Origin of the sequence: Otoolea muris (assembly GCF_943193115.1) — a bacterium.
Taxonomy (GTDB): domain Bacteria; phylum Bacillota; class Clostridia; order Lachnospirales; family Lachnospiraceae; genus Otoolea; species Otoolea muris.
On sequence record NZ_CALPCY010000001.1, the window covers coordinates 72667 to 91699 of the forward strand.

The following is a 19033-nucleotide window of genomic DNA, read 5'->3' on the forward strand; positions in this document are numbered from 1 at the left end:
ATAACAATGCCATATACCCCGGGCAAAAAATTACTGAGGCTTTTTGCCCAGCATTTCATCAGACATGAGCTCCAGTTGCTCAGCCTTGCGATAGCGGTCGGCAAGGGAACTGCTGACGGCCGGTTTCCTGGCCTGACCGCTGAAACACAGCTTCAGCAGAATTGGCGTCAGCACTGCGCAGCCCACCACGGTAATGACAATAGGGGTCATCATGGCCTGGCTGAGCACCCCCATAGACAGGCCGCGGTTGGCCACGATCAGCGCCACCTCGCCCCGGCAGGCCATTCCTGCGCCTACCTGAACGCATTCTGCCCCATCAAAGCCGCACAGCCTGGCTCCCAGGCCGCAGCCAATCACTTTCGACAGAATTGCCACAGCCAGAAGCAGCAGGGAAAACGCGATCAGGCTTCCGTTCATCTGGGGCAGCTCTACCTTGATGCCGATCCCTGAAAAAAACACAGGCGTCAGCAGCAGATAGCTCAGGGGCTCAAATTTTGAGCGGATGTAATCGGCTTTTGGCGTACAGGCCACCACCAGCCCGGCGGTAAAAGCCCCGATAATATCAGCCACTCCGAAAAACTCCTCCGCACAGTAGGCCAGCAGCAGGCAAAGCACAAAAGCGAAAACCGGATACCGGCGGAGATTTTTCTGATGGGCATGCGCGATCATCCGGCGAAACAGCCAGATACCCCCGCAGGCGGCGGCAATGGCAAAGACAAAGAACAGAGTGATTTTCAGCAGTACCAGCGCCAGGCCGCTTCCGTTTCCAGCCATGCTGGCCACCACCGTAAGGGCCACCAGGCCCAGCACATCGTCAATGAGGGCGGCGGCCAGGATCGTGCTGCCCACGCTGGTATCTAAATGTCCCAGTTCTTTAAGTGTCTCTACCGTGATGCTCACAGAAGTAGCGGTAAGCACGGTACCCAGGAAAATGTTCTCCAGCAGGGTATTATCCGGCAGCCAGCCCAGCCTGCCAGCCATCCAGCCAAAGCCCGCGCCCATAAGCATGGGGACGAGCACGCCGCACAAGGCCACCAAAAAGCCCGCCTTTCCGGCGTTGCGCAGTTCTCTTAAATCCGTGCCCATTCCGGCGGTGAAAAGAATTACAATCACACCCAGCTCACTCAGCCGGGAAAGGAATTCTGTCTCTGTAAGTATGTTCAGTACAGCGGGCCCCAGTATCAGCCCGGCCAGCAGCGCGCCCACTACACGCGGCATTTGGAATCTTCCTGTGGCAATGCCCAGCAGCTTGGTACTCAATAAAATCAAAGCTAAATCCAGCAAATAGTGATAGGACATCTGTAGTTCCTCCTTATGGTTTTCCTTTTGCGGCCGCGGCGTTTCAGTCCGCCTGAACCGTCCGGACAGAATCTAATAGCTCCTGTATCATCGCGCTCCAGGCGTCCTTATCCCGCGCGCCCATCACGCCCATCCCGACCTGTTTTCCCTCTTTATCCACAAAAATGGTGGTGGGCACCGCCTGAACCTGCATCATAAGGGATGTAGCCAGTGTTTCGCCGGGAATGATATGGAGATAGGAAGCTCCTGTCTCTTCCACGATCCGCTTTGCCTCCTCAAGCTGGGATTCATTCACTGCTCCGTCAACCCCCGCTGCGTCGATGCACAGGCCAACAATCTGAACCCCCTGGTCCTTATATTCCTCAGAGAGGACTCCAAGCTCCGGCATCTCGGAAATACACGGCCCGCAGAAGGTGGCCCAGATATTGATCATCGTCAGATCATGCTCCGCAAACAGATCCTGCGTAACTGCGTTTCCCTCTAAATCGGCAGCTTCAAACTCCTCAAACAACCCCCGCGCTTCCTGCGCGCCCGGCTCTCCACCGGCGCTTTCAGGCGCTTTCTCCGGCTCGTCCCCGGTGCTTCCCGACTCCCCGCCCTGCTTATCCGCCGCGGCTTTTGCCCCTTCGTCCGCCTCATCCGCCGCGCCTTTTACCGCGCTCTCCTGCGTCTCTGTCCCTGTCTCTCCGGAGGTATCCGGTTCCCCCTTTGCGGCCGCGCAGCCTCCCAGGCACAGAACGCCGGATAAGAGCAGCGCAAACACCAGTTTCTTTCTTTTTCTCATTCCATTGACTCTCCTTGATATTAGTCGCTGCAAAGCGGGCCGGGAGGAGGTTTCTCCCTGCCCTCCGCGCGGCCCGCGCGCCGCATTCGCAGCATATTTTCCGTTACGGGTATGTATAATGTACTCTCGGAATCTCTCTGCGCCTGCTTTTGCGGCTGATTTTCCGCCAGATGCACCCAAATTTAATCAACGTACGCTCCACGTACGCCTCATAAATTTGTGCACATCTGACAAAAAATCATCTCACAAAATCAGGCACAGCGAGATTCCGAGAGTACATTATAGAAAAAAGGCTGAATCACAGCTATTCAGCCCCTTTTCGTCACTGTGCCGCCCAACGGGCCTGAACACAGCAAGCCTTTTATCCTCTGTTATCCATTCGTATATCCAAGCTGATCCAGCACACGGCCCGGCTCGTCCAGAATCACCAGATCCGCACCCTTGTCAGAGAAATGGCTTTCCTTGTGGATAATCACCAGAGCTTTTCCGTTAAAATAGCGGATATAATTGGAAAATACCTCAGACTGCATCGTGGTCCCTAAGAGGAGCAGCACATCCGCCCTTCCGATCTCCTCTGTGGTTCTCGTCATTACGCGGCTGTCGATCATCTCTCCATATAATGAAACCAGCGGGCGCACCACGCTGTTGCACTTCCTGCAATGCGGCACGCCTTTGGCGTCCCTTATCTCTTCCATCGCATAATTCTCGCCGCAATGCGGGCAGCGGTTGGCAAAAACGCTGCCGTGCAGGTTAATCACATTTTCACAGCCCGCTCTCTGCTCCTGCTCAAAGACGTTTGCCGTAATGATGCACTGCAGACGCCCCGCCTTCTCCATCGCAGCCAGAACACGGCTTCCGGCTCCCGGCTCCGGAACCTTCTCAAGCATCTCCTTTTTATAAAAATTAAAGAACTGCACCGTCCGCGTGTTGTAATAACCGCCCGTAAAAATCTCTTCCGGCGACGCCCCATAGGCCCTCTCTATCTCATAGGCCCGCTCCGCCATCTTAAACCCCAGAAAACCACTCTCTGCCGCCATGCCTGAACCGCACACTGCAACCGTATAATTGCTCCTGTTCAGAATGTCTTTTAAACGGCTGATATCCCTATCCATGCATACACGCTCCCTCCCATATTTTTATGTTCCAATACATTACATTAATTATTATACTAGAAAAAATATAGGGTTACAAGTGTTTCCGGAATTTTATCAGGATATATTGCATATTCCGGGTAACAGTTAGACGGCGGGGAATCCGGCGGGAATTTAGGCGTTAAGCTTGCTTATAAGCCCAAATTTCTGTCAGATTCCACATCGGATGGACATCCGATGCTTCTTGTCCGGCGCAGACGGGCAAGAAGATGCCCCGTCTGAACGGTTACCGGAATAGTAACCGTTCAGACAGGTCTGCGCAAACAGATGCGCAGACCATACGATTACGCGGCGGCAGCAAGCCTCTGCCTCAGCCCTCGATGGCAATATACCGCTTCTCCTCTGCCGCGGGCCTCTCCTCCTTTTTGGGGATCAGGAGCTTCAATGTCCCATCCTCAAATCTGGCCTTAATATCCTCCTGCCTGACGGCTTCTCCTATATAAAAACTTCTGCTGCACGAGCCGCTGTAGCGCTCCCGGCGGATATAGCGCCCCTCGCTGTCCTTCTCATTCTTCTCTGAATTGGAGGACGCCTGGATGGTCAGATAGCCGTCCTTTAATTCCGCCTTCACATCCTCCTTCTTAATTCCCGGAAGGTTCATGATCATCTCATATCCCTGGCCGTTTTCCTTCACATCCGTTTTCATCATCTCATTCACGCTTGTCTCATAGCTGTGGGTGCGGAACGGGGAACCAAAAAAGTCGTCTAATAAATTTTCTCTGAAAATACTCGGCATTAACATATATCATCTCTCCTTTTCTTTGAATGGTTTTGATTTTTGTGGGAAACAAAGGGCTCATGAAAACCTGGATGCAATCGCCCTGGTTTCATTTCTTTTCCTTTGCTATACATGTAATATAACACATGTTATTAGCACTGTCAAGCGGTGAGTGCTAATTTTTTTGTGAAGAATTTGTGAAACCTTGATTTGCTTTCTCCCTCTGTAAATTGCTCCGTTTTTCCGTCCCTTTCGATTTTTACCTAAAGAAATCAAACTCATCCGCCGCAAAGGCGATGTCTATCTGGAACAGCTCGCGCTGCGGCGCCTGCAGTCCCTGTTCATCTGCAATTACCAGATAATACGCAGCCGTATTGCTGTATTTCAGCGATTTCAGATTGAACTGGCAGCGGAACGTACGCTCTGCGCCGTTGCCGCTGGTCTTATCTGCAATAATCTTCTGAACATCACTGATCTGCCTGCCGTTTTCATCCGTAAAATAAACCTGATAGGCAGCCGCTTCACGGTTTGCTCCCACCGCATCCTTCTGATAAAAGTTCAGGGAGAAAATCATATTGCTGATCTTGCGGCTTGCTGACAGCAGATGAACCGTCACAGGCTTTGTATCATACTTCTGCTTGTTACGCTTATATTCCATAGAATCATTGCGGAGATAGTGATACTCAATCACCGGAACCACCATTTCCTGCAGGCTGATACCGCCATGCACAAAGTTCATGCCGCCGCCGTTCATCTTGATACGGATGCTTTCTCTCGGCGCAAACCCGGCGAACTCTGTTTTGCCATCCAGGAACTTTACCGGCAATAGATAGTTTGGCTGCGCGCCTTTCTGCATGATTACGTAGCGTCTGCCGTATTCCACGCATCGTCTGGCGCTTTCTCTTTTCAGAGCGCCGGCATTTTCCTTATCCACATCATAAAATTCATTTCTGCCAACCTTGTCATCCTCTGTCAGCGGACTGTATGTATAAAGGAATCCATGGTCAGCCGTAATTAAAATATTGGCGCCGCCAAATTCATTTACAATAATGCGCACAAGGTTCTTCAATTCAGAAATTGCTTTATCGCAGGCGGCGAAAACTGCCGTGTCAGACGTATGGCTCGCTTCATCAATGGTATCGTGGTAGATATAGACCACATTCATCCCCTTTACCAGCGCGCTTCGCTCGGCGCGCTTCATGGCAATCATATCGTTGTATTTTAAGGCTGCGCTCGCCGGATCTTCCATTTTCAGGATCTTATCCCGATAGCCGCTTGCCGTAGGCCGGCCATCTGCCAGAACCGTCAGCAGATTGTTCCGAAGTTCTGCTGTCAGTTCTTTATGCGGCAGTAATGCCGCCATGCCGAACTTTGTGATAGAGGGAAAGATGCTCTGCATGCTGCTGACAGAAACCTTACTCTGCGTCTCTCTGCGAAGCTGGTCTGCCATAGCGGCCGCCACTTCATAACGCATCGCATCCGAGATAATCACAAATACTTTCGTATCCAATGTTTTAACGCGGGAACGGTAAAATTCTTCCTGCTGGGGAACTCCCAGAACCTTGCCGCAGGCCGCCAGCTCCTCTGCGCACACATCCGACCAGTTGCTGCCCAGCTCGCCCAGGAACCAGTGGGTATAAAGCCCTTCCACCTTATCTGCAACGCGCTTAAACAAATCATCCAGCAGAGCATTGGAAGTCTCCAGGCTCTTTTGGAAACTCAGGTGGAACAAACGGTAATAGGTGTCCATCTGATAATAGCTTTCCGTGTATTCGTTCCAGATGTCCTTTGCTTCCGCGGCATGGAATCCGGCAGAATGCTTTTTGAAGAAGCGCTGCATATTCGCCGCCTGTAAAATACCGTTGTAGAAATTTTCAAACGGCTCATACCAGGCGCAGGTTCTCCGTTTTTCCACAGCCGCAGTAATCGCATCCACATCAATGATCTGGTCGCTGATTTCTGTCATCAGCTTTGTTAGAATTACCTCGTTGATACACGGGAAGCACTCAGTTCCCGCCAGATCGTCCACTGTGAGCTTCGCAAAACGCTGACGCAGGCGTGCTTCATCTTCCACATACCGCGCCACATCATAAAGCTGCCCTATATCCCCGCCATGAAGCCATTCAGAAATAAAATCATAGCAATATGCCTGATGCGGCATGGAAATGAATCCGTCCAGCCCGGCAAGATATTCCTGCCGCATCGTGCGGGTGGCGGCGGTCAGCAGCACATGAATGGCCAGCCGCCCAAGATCCGGTTCTTCTTCGGCAAAGCCGCATCCCTGGCGAACCATTGCCCAGAATGCGCCGTCCGCATGGTATTTTACGAAATCCTGACAGACCGCATTGTTATGCAAATCCAGCCCTGCCCGGAACACACTGAGAAGAATCCTGTTCGGCTGCGCGTCTTTCAGTCCGCAGATTGCCGCCATGACTGCCATGTGAAGCTGCGCCGGAGTTGCCGGAACCTTATTCTGCGCGCGGACTTTCAGGCGGCGGTCTTTTGCGTTGAAATAGGCGCGGTAATTTTTGGCCTGCTTCCTCATGGCCGGATTCGGTGCAAGTCCCATCTCGTCCATCCAGATAGAAATCAGATCTGCCCGGAACTCCTCGCTGTAAAGCTGTATATCGAGAAGCCAGTTGTCATCCGGGCGGTTATATGTTAAAGGGCTGTAAACCAGATAGTTTGTGGTCAGATCCTCCACTGAGAGCAGTTTTTTCACGGAAAATGCATTGTTTCCGGTCAGGGCAACGACTTTTGCATTTTCCAGAACTACTTCGTCAAGCTTATCCGCAAATTCCTTATCTTCATCGCGCCAGAAGATAATACGACGTTTATAAAACTCCGGCAGGGGCGCCGCAAACCTGCGGTTTAGGTCCTGTATGACTTTGTCTGTATCCATGCTGAATTACCTCCCTTCCGTGTTCTTTACATAAATCGTGCTTCGTGCCGCGCCTTCTTTTCTCAGATAATCACTTTCAATCATATTCGATAAAACAGTCCTTGCCCTGCGTTGTTTCACGCCTAAAAGCTCCATTGTCCTGGCAGTTGTAATCGAACCAGTTTCCAATACATATTTATAAACCTGTTGCTCCTGCTCATTTTCCGGCAGCCTTTCCATAGTATACGGCACTTTATCCGCATTATCCGGCGTTTCTTTAATAGTATCCGGCACTTTTTCAATAGTATCCGGAACTTTCTCAGCACTATCCGGCGCTTTGTTGGCATACTCCTGTCCCAGTTCTTCAGCCAAGTACGCATCACTCATGCAGTGCATATCCGAAACGCCGTCACGGATCAACGGATAGACCTCGGAATGATAAAAGAAATCCAATGCCGCATCCAGTGAAATTCCCTGCTGCTTTGCAAAGCACTCTATGACACGACTGTATTTTTTCTGAAGTAAAATCGGATTCGCTGTCATATCAGAATGTTTTGCTATGCTTAAAGAGTGTAACTTCACCCCCTTTTCCTCCATCACATCAAGGAGATCCTCTACGATATATTCCCGGCTCTGGGTATGCAGCGCTTCATATTCCGGTACGATATAGCCGTTCAGAATATCGCTTTTTTCGGTAAATGCCTGATAGACATGTTTCGCATCTGCACCCAGCCTTGACGCAACATTTTCAATACAGAATACGACAACTTCCAACTTACTGGAAGTTTCAATTTTTTCATCCGTCATCATAAGCGAACTCTCCTTTACTTTATTATGTACTCTCGGAGTCTCACAAAATCAGGCGCGGCGAGATTCCGGGAGTACATGTTACTCTTCACGGGGCGTAGTTTGTCGTGAGAAGGCCGCCGGCGCTTAGCGAGGTTTTTAAAGGGCTTAGCGTCCGCTGCGCTTTTCTCCGAGCGGAAGCGGGGTTCCGTTGGATACAGGAGCTGGCGACGGCGGCCCCCTCACAATGAACCATAGCTCACATACACTTAACTAAATAGTCCTCAATAATGCAAATCATCATTCTTTCAAAAATAATCACGCAATTCAAGGTTCATGTTTTTCTTTAATGGCGCGATATCGGAATAAATTTGCTTCTTTTTTCATCCGGACAGTACATAGCGCCAAGAACCATAACCGAAGAACTGTCATTTTGCAGGTGACAGCTTTCATCACAAAATACAGTATATAACATTTTATTCTTCTTACTTTATTTTAGCCAAAACATCCTGGAAAATTGCATAATTCTTCTTCACGCCGTCGTCCAGATCAATTGAAATCATCTGATCCGCAAGGTGATGAATCATTTCCTCATAGGTTCTGATTTCGGTATCCTGTGCCTGTAAGGCGGTCAGCTTTTTATTCAGCTTCACACGTTCACTGGTGGAAGCATTGGCAATACGCTGTTCCAGATCACCAATGGCAGTACGGTAACGAGCCTGCTGTTCATGAACATAGTCGGTACGGATACGGGCGATAGTGTCCGGCTGATAGCGGTGCATATAAATCAGGGCTTTGAAGCCGTTCTTCCTGCCGCTGTCAAACAGCCAGTAAATCGGTCGTTTCTGATAAATCCTGCAATGGTCAGAGTAGAAATCATTCAGGAAGTAGTTACGAATTACATCCTTCGGCTGACCTTTGCCGCCCAGTGCATCGGCAATGAATGTTAGATTTTCGTCAAGCGTGTCTGCACCGTAGACTGTTTTCACGAACTCTGTAAACAGACCGACAATATCATCCTTAAAATATTCATCATCGCAGATGGGGATAATGTTATCTTTGTCAGCCGGGAAAGAAACATACTTGCCGTTGTCCCATTCGCCGCCTGCATAGGCAAGTCCGTCCACATCCAGAGAGTAACGGCCAAACATACAGCCAACTGCATAGGAAATGAACGAACGAATGTCTCTGCCAAGGTCAGCCTTGCGGACGGTAACATCCTTATCCTCAACCTCCGGGGTCAGTTCTTCCTGCAAGCCGTAAATGTCGATGAAAATGCGGTTCAGCTCTTCCTCGTTGGCTTTTAACTGATTAAAACGGTCGTTACATTCTGTCTGCCACTGGCCAAAGGCTTCGGTAATGGTAGGAATTTTGCGAAGCAGTGGGTGGCGCCGGAAATCCCATGAGGTTTCAAAGGAATCCCAATCTTGCTTTGATAATTTTATATTTTTTTGCACAATGTCAGATATATTACTATCTTCTGATACAATTACTGGCAGTGAAGCTATATGTCCTGACTCATAATTCAGAGTCGGACTTAAAACTCCTAAATACATAAGTGCTACAATGGAATTTAGATACGCAATATAGAAATCACCTTTTCCCTTTGGCACTATTGCCTTAGCACCACTGCCAAAAATAGAATGGTTTGCAATACGCATGGAAGGCGCTCCGCTTGAAATTCCAGACCATGTAATTACACTTTTAAAATAACTTTCGGTATTGAACAACCGCCTTGACCAATGTTTTGTATTCGGATCTTTCGGATTGTGTGTAACCCAATACTTAATCTCCTCTCCGTTATTTCTCCATTTAACTACATATTCATTATTGCCATACCATTTACGATAATCGCCACCTTTTGTCATCGGATACCATGTATATCGTATTTCTTCTGTTTCTTGCATTGAATTCGTAGCAAAAGAAATTATTGGCAGATTCACCTCAAACCATAATCGTAAAAATCTATCATTATCTCCAGTTGTCAACCCACCACATACATTTTCTAATTTTCCAAGTGCTTTTCCTTTTTCAAAAGCTGCGACTGCCTTTGATGACAACCAGTAAGCCACAGGACTTCCAGGAATTTTAGAAAAGTCATCTGTACTATGCTCATAATAGAATCCACAATCATGGTTCTCAATTGCTTCCAGAGTTTTCTGACGCTGAATTTCCATACCACCACGAAAATCCACTAAACGCAAATAGCAACCCTTTTTCTGTATATGGCGATTCTGGAAAGCAAAAGTACATACGGGAACTGTTGCTTCCTCAAAAGCAGAATATTCAAACTGAATCAAAGTCTCAATCGTTGTTTGATTGTACAGATAATTACGCATTTTCTCATAGCTCTGAATGAACATCCAAACATAAGGTGTGAAAAATCCGCAATATCCAGATTTTTTAGCCATCTCAGAACAGTGAATCACAAATGCCGAAAAGAAATCGCTCTTGTAGCCCGCATAATTCTTTTTAATAAAATCATTCAATTTCGGATTCATATTAGATGCACCCATATACGGCGGATTCGTCACAACCGCATCATACTTCTGTGACAATGCCTCCGCTGCCTGCGCCAACGGCAAAAGCTCTCCCAGCGCCGTATCACGGAACATATTTATATCTTCCGTAATCTCCGCAAAACGGCGATACAATGCATCCCAGTCCTGCTGTGTCACAGTCAGAATCGAACCATATTCCTTTGCATCATGCAGTTCACTGATAATCGTATCCATAGCTTCTTTCAGCTTCGCATCGCCGTTACAGAAATAGTCCACAGCAAGCTTATCAACATGATTGCTCTCCGCAATGGCATACACATGAGGCTGAATGCCACGGCTGAAGAAGCGGCGGTCATACTGACGGGCTTTCATCATCACCGCGAAATAAGCCATCTGCGCCGCGCGATCATCGATATCCAGACCGTAAAGATTGTTCTCTACAATACTTGCCACCGCTTCACGGGTAGTATAACCGTAGGATTCATAGATCTTCATCAGCACATCAAACATATAGGCAAGGATATGACCGGAACCGGCGCATGGGTCAATGACTGTTATCTGATCCGGTGTCAATGCGGCATATTCTTTCCGAATCTCTACAAGCTGTGCCTGCACATCCGGCGCCTGTTCGGCTTCTTCCAGATAGTAGTGCCATTTGGTATCTTTTGGATCACGATTACCGGCGGCATAGGCGGACTGTTCTTCCTCCGTCGGCAGGAGCTGTTCTTTGGCGTCCGGGTGTCCCTCCAGCCACAAACGGCCAAGGCTGTTCTCTACCATGTAGCGGACAATCCAGTCCGGTGTAAAAAGCTGGGTTGCCGCCGGAATGTTTTCTTTTGTGATTTTCACATTCTTTTTCAGAGCCGCGAAAACATTGTCCTTTTTCTCGCTGTTGTAATACTGATACAGCCAGCCGATTATCTGGATCGCATCTTTCCAGTCGTCCTCCGGTATCAGCTCAATCATCTGCTGAATCACGCTGCCCTCTCTCAGCAGATTGTCCGGCAGAAGAAGCTCGGTATAATCCGCAATCTTCTGGAACATTCCAGGCAGAATCCTATTCAATGCATTGCACTGCACGATCAGCAGATATTTATACAATTCTTCGGTTTTCTCTGCTTCTTTCAGCTCATAGACCTTTTCCATACTGAGCCCATCCAAATCCAGATGAATGGCTTCGGCTATGATCTGCGGCTTAAAGTTATTTTCCTCGTCCGTAAACACACGCACATGGGAAGGAAGATAGCCGTTGACCTCCATAAAACGCAGGGCAGAAAACCGATTGAACCAGGTATAGGCAGCCTCTTCCATGACCTCCTTATACCCTTTATCATGAATCCTGGCAATCAGGGCCTGACGCTGTTTCTTTTCATCCACGGTAAGGACTTTGCCGCCAACGCTGTCCGCATCGGCATCCTCCATTTCGTCCTCTGTGATGCCGTATTCCACACCTTTCAGGGAAACGCGGGCGATCAGCTCGGTTCTTGCCCTGACAGCAAATTTTTTTATCGCATTCTTATCCATTCTCGTCTCTCTATACTCCTTAATTCAGCCTGATCTCATCGCAATTCTTCAGCAACTGTTTCAACTGAGAACGAATCTTCTCCACATAAGCATCTATGTCCGCCTCTGACTGCAGCGTCTTTGCCTGGAATACAACCTGCCGGCTATAGGCGCGGACCACTTTTTTCTTTGCCAAAGCCGGTTCTTTTCCCGGCTGTGCCGGCTGTACCTGCGGCTTCGGAGCCGGAGGGGCAAGAACGGTTTCGATATTGCTGACCGTATCATCCTTGTACTGGCACATGGGCAGGAACATCGCATCCAAAAGGGCAAGGCTCTTTAATTCTGCGATTTTCTCCCTGCACTGGCTGAAATATCGATCCGATTTTTCAATAAGATGAGACGCCCTGGAATCGCCGTTTGCCGCCGTGTGGGTCGCCTCCATACACTGGCGGACCGTTTCCAGGACCTCGGCGCGTTTTTCTTCCAGCATCCTGTCATGGGCGGTGCGAACCGTATCCATCAGCGGGTTCAGTTCCCGAATCCGGTTATAATTGAACCTGCTTCCTGTCTGAACCATGGTAATCAGACGAATGGTATTCAGGGCTTTATGCGCTTCCTCGTTTTCCGCAATGCGATCCCGATCATCCTGCAGGGATTTCTCAAACTGCACTGCCTGGTCGAATACTGCTGCCTGTGTTTTGAAGAAATTCTCAATGCCGTTACTCACAGATTCTTTGTTTTCAAACAAATCGTCCTCTTTTTTAAGAATACGCCCGATAAGGGCGATATTGTCTTTTTTCTGGGAAAGGACATCGTCCATCAGGCGAATGGCTTCCTGCACCAGCGCGCGATCCGGATATGTATGCCCTTCATAACGCTTATCGAGAGAAGCATAGTAATCACGCTGTTCGCTGAATTTCTCTGTCACAAAGCGGATCAGGCCATCTTCATCATCCGGCACATCCATGATGTCAAAATACTCACGGAGCATTTCTTTTACATCGCGCATCATCGAAACGGAAATGGTCTTACGCTTGCTGATGGAAGTCTTGCCGATCTCGCTCTTTTTGCGGAGCATATCCGGCAGCTTCGGGTCGTCCGGCTGAATGGTATTGCCTGCATACTTGACGGTTACTTTCTGAGCGTAGATCAGTTGTGCCGCAACCGAGGCAATGTCGATTTCTTTCCAGCCATACGGAATGGCGCTGTACCTGCTCTGAACGTCGGCCATGGAGGTCGGCAGTTTCTTCGCATCCTGCATTTCCAGATATTCTTCCATCGCAGAAGCGGCGCCACGGTTCGGCTCCATGCCCGGGATCATGGTCACGGTTCCTGTCAGGATGGCAGTAATGTCCGCGTCACTGCCTGCATGTTCTGTGATCAGGCCGAGCTTGCTATATACATGGGCAACCAGATAGTCAAGAGACTGGTCAATCTTGCTCCCGGCATTTCCGGCTTTGATTTCCAGATGCTCGCCGTCTGCATAGAACTGCGCCCCCTCAATGGCTTTCTGCAATTCAGCCATGGCGCTCTGCTCATATTTTCCGGCTTCATCCTGCTGGTCACTGATAATTTTCTGTACGCTCTTTGGAAGCTGGCTTACATTTCTCTGCTTTACATACTTGCGAATCTTCATCGCTGACTCCAGAGATTCATAGTAAGGCGTATCGGCCAGAACGACGATTGCTTCATTGCCTTTGGATTCTGTCATCAGACGGAACTCTGTTTTTTCGGCGGCATCCGCTGCCACTGTCAGAAAGCGCAGGCGCATACCGCCTGTCGCCATGCCGACTGTAACGCCGTCTACCATCTGGTCAAATGCGAAGTCATATGTTCCATAGCGGAACTTCCTGGCCGTGAATATATCGCCGTAAATCATCTGCGCGATACGCCCCACGATTGAAGCGGTATCCACATGGGTGTCTCTGATCTCACGCTGGATATCCTGTTCCTCATCGGTCAGGAAGTTATACGTATCGCCTGTTCTGCCGATGTAGTTCTGGCTCATCAAGCGGCCAAGGCATCCGCGGACCGCTTCACGCATGATAATCTTATCTGCACGGATATCGTCTGCCATGAGGATAACGATATTGTCCAGGTTGGAGGGAATATCATCAATATAACGAATGAGATACAGCAGTTTCAGCACATCCACATCCTGCTGTTCGATGCCGTCGCCATTGTCCGCCGCTCTCTGGCAGCGCTCGATGACCCGGCGGATCGATCCGTCCAGGAACGTATGTACAGTATCATAAAAGCTAAAGAACGGAACCAGCGCATACTCGTCCTTGTCCTGAATCTTCTGTGCGGCTTCCTGGAAGCCGGACAGCATGGAACGCTCGCCGCCGGACAGATGCTTGCCGGAATTTCCGTGCTTGCGGATTTTTACAAATACCTGCTGCATGATGATAAACTGATACGGCACAAAGGGGAAATTTTCGCTGAACTCCCCCGGGCCGGAGTAACCTTTCATATCCAGAATGGAACCGCTGAAGCTGAACAGGTTGCGCAGAACAGAAGCATTCTGCCCGTATACGGCTTCCAAATCTTTGGCAGCTTCCGGTTTCTTTTTCAGAATACGCTTCTGGATGACTTCATCCACAGAGGAAGAAGATAAGCTCAGCCTTGTTTTGAAACGCGCCTGAATGCGGGAGAACTCATCGGCGCGGACTTTGATGATTTCATCAATCGCTTCCTGTCCGGTGCAGATCACCCAAATCCTGCCCCCGCACTCACTGCCGATTTTTTCTGTCAGGGACTGGAGGTTCAAAAGCATATCGGTATCTGTGCCGACATACTGGCCGACCTCGTCAATCATAAATAAGAGACGGAAATCCGCCGGCTTTGTATCCACATAGGCTTTCATATCTTCCACAAGCTGTGCGATGGAAATTTCGGTTGCGGTTTTGTCATTAAACCAGGTCCTGGCATCGTCCTCGCTCATATCCAGAACTTCCATTAAAGCCGGGATGATAAACTTGCCGTTGAACGCAAATGCACGGCGCATTTCCAGCCAGGACCTGCCTTTCTTTTCTTCAAAAGCTCTGCGAAACTCCCCGGTCTTGCCCTGCTGGTCAATATAACGCTCCAACATGGCAACTTTCAGATTTTCACCGTAATATCCCAGATGATTATAGAACATTTTTGCAAATACACGGAGAACCGCCGTCTTGTCCTTGTTGCTGAATCCCTCAATGTCGATATTGAACAGAATCGTCTCTGTCGGCCCTTTGGCGGCGCGGTCGATCCGCATAAATGTCGCCGGGTCGTCCTCAAACTTTTTGCGGAAACGCTCCACGCTGCGAATGCCTTTTACCTCTTTATTCTCCAGAAGATAAGAAAGCATTTTCAGAAAATGCGATTTACCGCTTCCAAAGAAACCGGAAATCCACACGCCCATATCAGCGGTCGGCTGTTCAAAGGCATCGCCGTAATAGTTGAAGAATGTAATAAAATGCTTTTTCAGCTCCCTGGTGATGACATATTCATTTAACTCCTGCTCGATGACATCACAGGCCGCCTGATCGACTTTAATAACGCCGTTGATTTTGCGGTTGATGTCATCTGCAAACATATCTCGGATTATCATGGCTTTATCCCCCTTTATATTATGGACTTCGTCCATAATCGTCGTTCGCCGCTCGCCAAATATGCAAGCATATTTTTCTCGCTAACACTCACTCTATAACACTGAATGCCCGGTAGTAATCATTTGGCTTCAGACGATTGAACAGCTTTAGATGACGTCCATCAAACTCACCCGGATACATGACCAAAATCGGGACATCTGAAAAATACGGCTGCAAGGCTTCCAGTAACGTATGGATTCTCATAAATGGAAATACCTCTCCCACGCCCGTCAGCATCAGTACATCGCCCGGTTCATGAGGCTCGTACTGGATTTTATCAATGAACTCTCTGTTGCCGATGGCAAAGCTTAACTGTTCCAGAAGATACGCGCTTCCGTCCGCTTCCTCCATACCGGGAATCGCATCTGTGATGTCCATATCACCGCAGACAGAGAGAAATGTTTTATATAAATTACAGATCTTTAAATGGCCGTCCAGGGACGGATCGGTTTCCAACTGATTTACAAAATGCCGGACCATCATTTCGTTCTCCGGCTCATAACAGAAAATTCTGATATTGACCTCGTTGCTCAGTCCTCTGCCTTCCAGAAACTCCGGTTTCTGAATCAATGCCCGTACTTTGTCCAGGCGTTCTTTTATACGGCCCGGGCCGCCTTCTGCCCCGGGGCGCTTTCCTGTCCCAACAGGTTCCCCCTGCCTTTCGGCTGCGCCGAAATTCACCTTGTCACTCATTGGCCGCCTCCTGCGAAAAGCAATGAAACGCCGGCAGTACCGCCGTATCTCCATTTCTTCTGATGGCATTCTCCAAAACAGGATGCAGCCATACCGGATTCAGATGATCTGCCTTGATGTTGTCGAGATAGTCTGTTTCGACAAGCACTCTGGCAATAATCTGCTTTAACTTTGTTATCGTGGTATCGCTCCAGGAAGCTACGGTATCACTCTGCTCCTGCAGGCGCATAAAAAATGTATTTATGTCTATCTTACCAAAAGATGCGTCCCTTAAGCGGTACTTTTCGCCAATCACTGTCACCATAAATTCCCGGAGCAGCCGGCTCTGCTTCATCATCGCATACAGACAAATCTGTTTTGCCGCATCGGCCGGCCGGGATGCAATCGCAGAAACTAACGTTTCATCTTCCAGGGCATGAAGCCGTTTGATACAGGCTTTTGCCATCCGTGCAATGGATTTCTCCGTCGGATACTGGAAAAGATTCTGCTCCACAATTTCTTTTACAATCGCATCATCCGAAATGCCTTCTGACATCCGTTTTGCGGTCGCGCGCATTTCATAGAACAGGAACGGCTCTCTGGTCAGTGACGCCATATATGGATAAGAATGATCCATGCCGCCGTACCTCCTTACGGTTCCTCTTTTTTATCAGGAACAAACTCCATGATGTCTCCGACATCGCAGTTTAAAACGGAACAGATCTTTGATATCATCTCTGTGCTGACGTTTTCATCTTTTGATAACCGGGACATGGTTGTTGTACTGACGCCTGTCAGCGCACGCAGATCTTTTTTCCTCATGTCTTTATCAATCAACAATTTCCACAATTTCTTGTAACTAATTGCCATTTCTTCACCTCAGTCCTGTTTCCTTTAAAATAATTGTTCATATCGTATTTATTATCATATCATGAGAATGCGTTTTTGGCAATCTGATATATTGGAAATCATATTTTAATTCTTAAATATCGCATTTTATCAGTTATACTGTGAAAGGGCCGCCGGCGTCCGTGTATTTGAATACCACAGTCTGCACTGCCGGATATACGTATACCTGTGGGACAATCAGAGACAGCGGTTCAGTGAGGAACCTGTTGTGATTGAAAATGAATATGAATTGTACCCTGAGCAAAAGCTTATAGAACTGCAGGAAGTACATATTACTGGCTGCTGGTCCGGATTTTTCCGGATTGAGGGGAATGAGCTGGCTTTCAGGGGATCTGTAAGTCTTGAACATTACGCGCCGGATATAACGGGTATCCGGGCCTGCGACAGTGAATCGAATATACTATATAACGAAAAGCGAGAGGATCCGAATGACAGGGAGCGGTATAAAGAATGGTGGAACATCATTTTTGAGCAGGCGGCCCGCCCCACAGGAGAGTAGACGAGGGAACTGTTTTAGCGCCATATGACTGTTCCCGCTTTTCCTCTTCCTCCGCCGCCTCCGGCCTGAGCGACCGCGTCGGGCAGCAGCTTCGTATATGGACGGGCGGCGGATTTGGTATAATTGCGGCAAGCATCGTTACTTTTGATATACCCCCTTCTCTGGAATCCATCAAGGAATTGCAGACTGAATACACCTATATGCTGACATCTACTTTTGACCCGCTGAAAGGTGCAAAATATCTGTGGGAAGTAAGACCATCTTGAATAACCATATCACTTTCCAATTTGGTACGTACAAACCTTCAACCGATTTCATCATGATGGAGATATTTTCGCTATCCATTCTTATGACATTTATTTGCATGATTCTCTAAAATATATTTTATTTTTTGTTTTTCCAGCGCCTTTAAGGATATCCAGCTTTTCCGCTTTCAACAACAAACGACTTGCCGTCTTTATTTCAACTTCCAGCAGCTTCGCTGCAACAGAACTATTTATTTCTTTATTTGCTTCCAAATAAATCAAAATAACCTGCATTCTTGCTCTTTCCAATTCAGACATTGATTCGGACATTGATTCGGACATTTTCTCTATTCTTTCAAAACCTTCTCTTATGCGAATAATCGCATTCAAATAGGTTCTTTCCTCATCCATATCAAACTCAGGCGCTGGCGAACCATTTTGTTTCAGTTCTCTTAATATTTTAGGAATACCTGTTCCCTTTTTTTCAGATAAATCAATCTCTTTAAACAATTCTCCAATTCTTCTGTTACGATATTTCCTTCCTTTCACTTTGCCTGATGCAAAGCGCTCAAGATTAATCCATTTAGCAAGTCCTGGATAATTAAGTATCTGAATACTATCTACATATATACGAATTTCCACCGGTTCCGGTTCACGATAAGATTTATGAAACACTGCATTTACCAATGTTTCTTCCAATGCATTATATGGATAATTAAAATATCGTTCTGCTTCAGCCCGACCCTGCACTTTTACAACTTTTTGCTCAATCACTGTTGTCTTTATATAATCCAAAGCATCCTGAACTTGTTTCCATATTGGTCCTGTAAATGTTTTTTCTGTAAAATTATCAGATGCCTCAGCTTCTTTTGAATGAAATCTGATCAGCTCAATATATGCCCCCGGAATCAGCTTCTCCGGATGTTCCGCAAACATCAATACACCAATATTTCTGATATCTAATTCTGTATCTGTCTCATTTGCAACTTCCTGTGCAAGCAGCAGTTCTTCTAATGAACTGCTGTTCAACTCCATAACCAGACTACTGTTGCTCTTCCTGATAAAATCTTCAAGATAGCCTCTCCTGATATTATCAATTTTTGCTTTTCTGTTTACACGGTCGTCAAACGGAACAGAATTAAATTTATCAAACAGTTCAGATATTTCATCTTGTTTCGCATCTGTAGTAAGCGATGCCGGTCTAATCCAATATTTCAAACTTTTGTCTGCTTTTTCACCATTTTCAACATAGACTGATTTAGGCGCCTGGTAAGGACCGCTATCACCTGCTGAACACCACAGATATATTAAATAAGTTCCCTCACTCTTATAATCAACCACCTCTATCCTTGGAATGTATCTTGGAATAATCTGATTACAATACTGAAATATTTCCTGTTGTATGGAATCTAACTTTTCCTTCGGAATACCTTCTAACGGAAATATCGGCATACCA

General features: G+C 47.8%; 12 protein-coding genes and 2 pseudogenes. 1 reads left to right on the forward strand and 13 read right to left on the reverse strand.

The features are described 5' to 3' along the window. Positions 1 to 30 precede the first annotated feature (30 nt). The 12 genes and pseudogenes from NFS31_RS00360 to NFS31_RS00415 all read right to left on the reverse strand — a co-directional run bounded on the left by NFS31_RS00360 (position 31) and on the right by NFS31_RS00415 (position 16794). Positions 31 to 1299, reverse strand: coding sequence for a cation:proton antiporter (locus NFS31_RS00360; RefSeq protein WP_251490366.1), 1269 nt, complete (start codon positions 1297 to 1299; stop codon positions 31 to 33). Between the two features lie 43 nt (positions 1300 to 1342). Beyond that, positions 1343 to 2083, reverse strand: coding sequence for a TlpA family protein disulfide reductase (locus tag NFS31_RS00365; protein WP_251490369.1), 741 nt, complete (start codon positions 2081 to 2083; stop codon positions 1343 to 1345). 371 nt (positions 2084 to 2454) lie between these two features. Continuing rightward, the gene (locus NFS31_RS00370; RefSeq protein WP_251490372.1) at positions 2455 to 3195 is read right to left on the reverse strand and encodes an SIR2 family NAD-dependent protein deacylase; all 741 of its coding nucleotides are present in this window, start codon (positions 3193 to 3195) and stop codon (positions 2455 to 2457) included. A 349-nt stretch (positions 3196 to 3544) separates the two neighbouring features. After that, positions 3545 to 3976 carry an Hsp20/alpha crystallin family protein gene (locus NFS31_RS00375; protein ID WP_251490375.1) on the reverse strand — a complete coding sequence of 144 codons (432 nt, stop codon included), beginning with the start codon at positions 3974 to 3976 and terminating at the stop codon, positions 3545 to 3547. Between the two features lie 235 nt (positions 3977 to 4211). After that, on the reverse strand, positions 4212 to 6854 hold the full coding sequence (pglZ, locus tag NFS31_RS00380) for a BREX-1 system phosphatase PglZ type A (RefSeq protein ID WP_251490378.1): 2643 nt from the start codon (positions 6852 to 6854) through the stop codon (positions 4212 to 4214). Between the two features lie 309 nt (positions 6855 to 7163). Beyond that, positions 7164 to 7376 (reverse strand): annotated as a pseudogene (locus tag NFS31_RS27260) (DUF3791 domain-containing protein); the annotation flags it as partial. A 54-nt stretch (positions 7377 to 7430) separates the two neighbouring features. Beyond that, positions 7431 to 7643, reverse strand: a pseudogene (locus NFS31_RS27265) (DUF3791 domain-containing protein); the annotation flags it as partial. 461 nt (positions 7644 to 8104) lie between these two features. After that, the gene (gene pglX, locus NFS31_RS00395) at positions 8105 to 11644 is read right to left on the reverse strand and encodes a BREX-1 system adenine-specific DNA-methyltransferase PglX (protein ID WP_251490382.1); all 3540 of its coding nucleotides are present in this window, start codon (positions 11642 to 11644) and stop codon (positions 8105 to 8107) included. Between the two features lie 19 nt (positions 11645 to 11663). Continuing rightward, positions 11664 to 15212, reverse strand: coding sequence for a BREX system P-loop protein BrxC (gene brxC / locus NFS31_RS00400; RefSeq protein WP_251490385.1), 3549 nt, complete (start codon positions 15210 to 15212; stop codon positions 11664 to 11666). An 88-nt stretch (positions 15213 to 15300) separates the two neighbouring features. Continuing rightward, entirely contained in the window at positions 15301 to 15945 is a 645-nt protein-coding gene (locus NFS31_RS00405) for a DUF1788 domain-containing protein (RefSeq protein WP_251490388.1), read from the reverse strand. Continuing rightward, on the reverse strand, positions 15938 to 16561 hold the full coding sequence (locus NFS31_RS00410; protein WP_251490391.1) for a DUF1819 family protein: 624 nt from the start codon (positions 16559 to 16561) through the stop codon (positions 15938 to 15940). Before NFS31_RS00410 ends, NFS31_RS00405 begins: the two co-directional genes overlap by 8 nt. A 14-nt stretch (positions 16562 to 16575) precedes the next feature. Beyond that, positions 16576 to 16794: a helix-turn-helix domain-containing protein gene (locus NFS31_RS00415; RefSeq protein WP_251490394.1), complete on the reverse strand. Its 219-nt coding sequence runs from the start codon at positions 16792 to 16794 to the stop codon at positions 16576 to 16578. Between the two features lie 247 nt (positions 16795 to 17041). Between NFS31_RS00415 and NFS31_RS00420 the strand changes: the two genes are divergently transcribed. Further along, positions 17042 to 17332, forward strand: coding sequence for a hypothetical protein (locus tag NFS31_RS00420; protein WP_251490397.1), 291 nt, complete (start codon positions 17042 to 17044; stop codon positions 17330 to 17332). Between the two features lie 356 nt (positions 17333 to 17688). Here the strand turns inward: NFS31_RS00420 and NFS31_RS00425 are convergent, their stop codons facing one another. Next, complete coding sequence (locus tag NFS31_RS00425) at positions 17689 to 19029, reverse strand: ATP-binding protein (RefSeq protein ID WP_251490399.1); 1341 nt, start codon at positions 19027 to 19029, stop codon at positions 17689 to 17691. Positions 19030 to 19033: the final 4 nt, after the last annotated feature.

Coding starts and splice junctions, on each gene's coding strand:
- NFS31_RS00360 (WP_251490366.1), bottom strand. CDS start 1,299: ATGTCCTATCACTATTTGCTGGATTTAGCTTTGATTTTATTGAGTACC.
- NFS31_RS00365 (WP_251490369.1), bottom strand. CDS start 2,083: ATGAGAAAAAGAAAGAAACTGGTGTTTGCGCTGCTCTTATCCGGCGTT.
- NFS31_RS00370 (WP_251490372.1), bottom strand. CDS start 3,195: ATGGATAGGGATATCAGCCGTTTAAAAGACATTCTGAACAGGAGCAAT.
- NFS31_RS00375 (WP_251490375.1), bottom strand. CDS start 3,976: ATGTTAATGCCGAGTATTTTCAGAGAAAATTTATTAGACGACTTTTTT.
- pglZ (WP_251490378.1), bottom strand. CDS start 6,854: ATGGATACAGACAAAGTCATACAGGACCTAAACCGCAGGTTTGCGGCG.
- pglX (WP_251490382.1), bottom strand. CDS start 11,644: ATGGATAAGAATGCGATAAAAAAATTTGCTGTCAGGGCAAGAACCGAG.
- brxC (WP_251490385.1), bottom strand. CDS start 15,212: ATGATAATCCGAGATATGTTTGCAGATGACATCAACCGCAAAATCAAC.
- NFS31_RS00405 (WP_251490388.1), bottom strand. CDS start 15,945: ATGAGTGACAAGGTGAATTTCGGCGCAGCCGAAAGGCAGGGGGAACCT.
- NFS31_RS00410 (WP_251490391.1), bottom strand. CDS start 16,561: ATGGATCATTCTTATCCATATATGGCGTCACTGACCAGAGAGCCGTTC.
- NFS31_RS00415 (WP_251490394.1), bottom strand. CDS start 16,794: ATGGCAATTAGTTACAAGAAATTGTGGAAATTGTTGATTGATAAAGAC.
- NFS31_RS00425 (WP_251490399.1), bottom strand. CDS start 19,029: ATGCCGATATTTCCGTTAGAAGGTATTCCGAAGGAAAAGTTAGATTCC.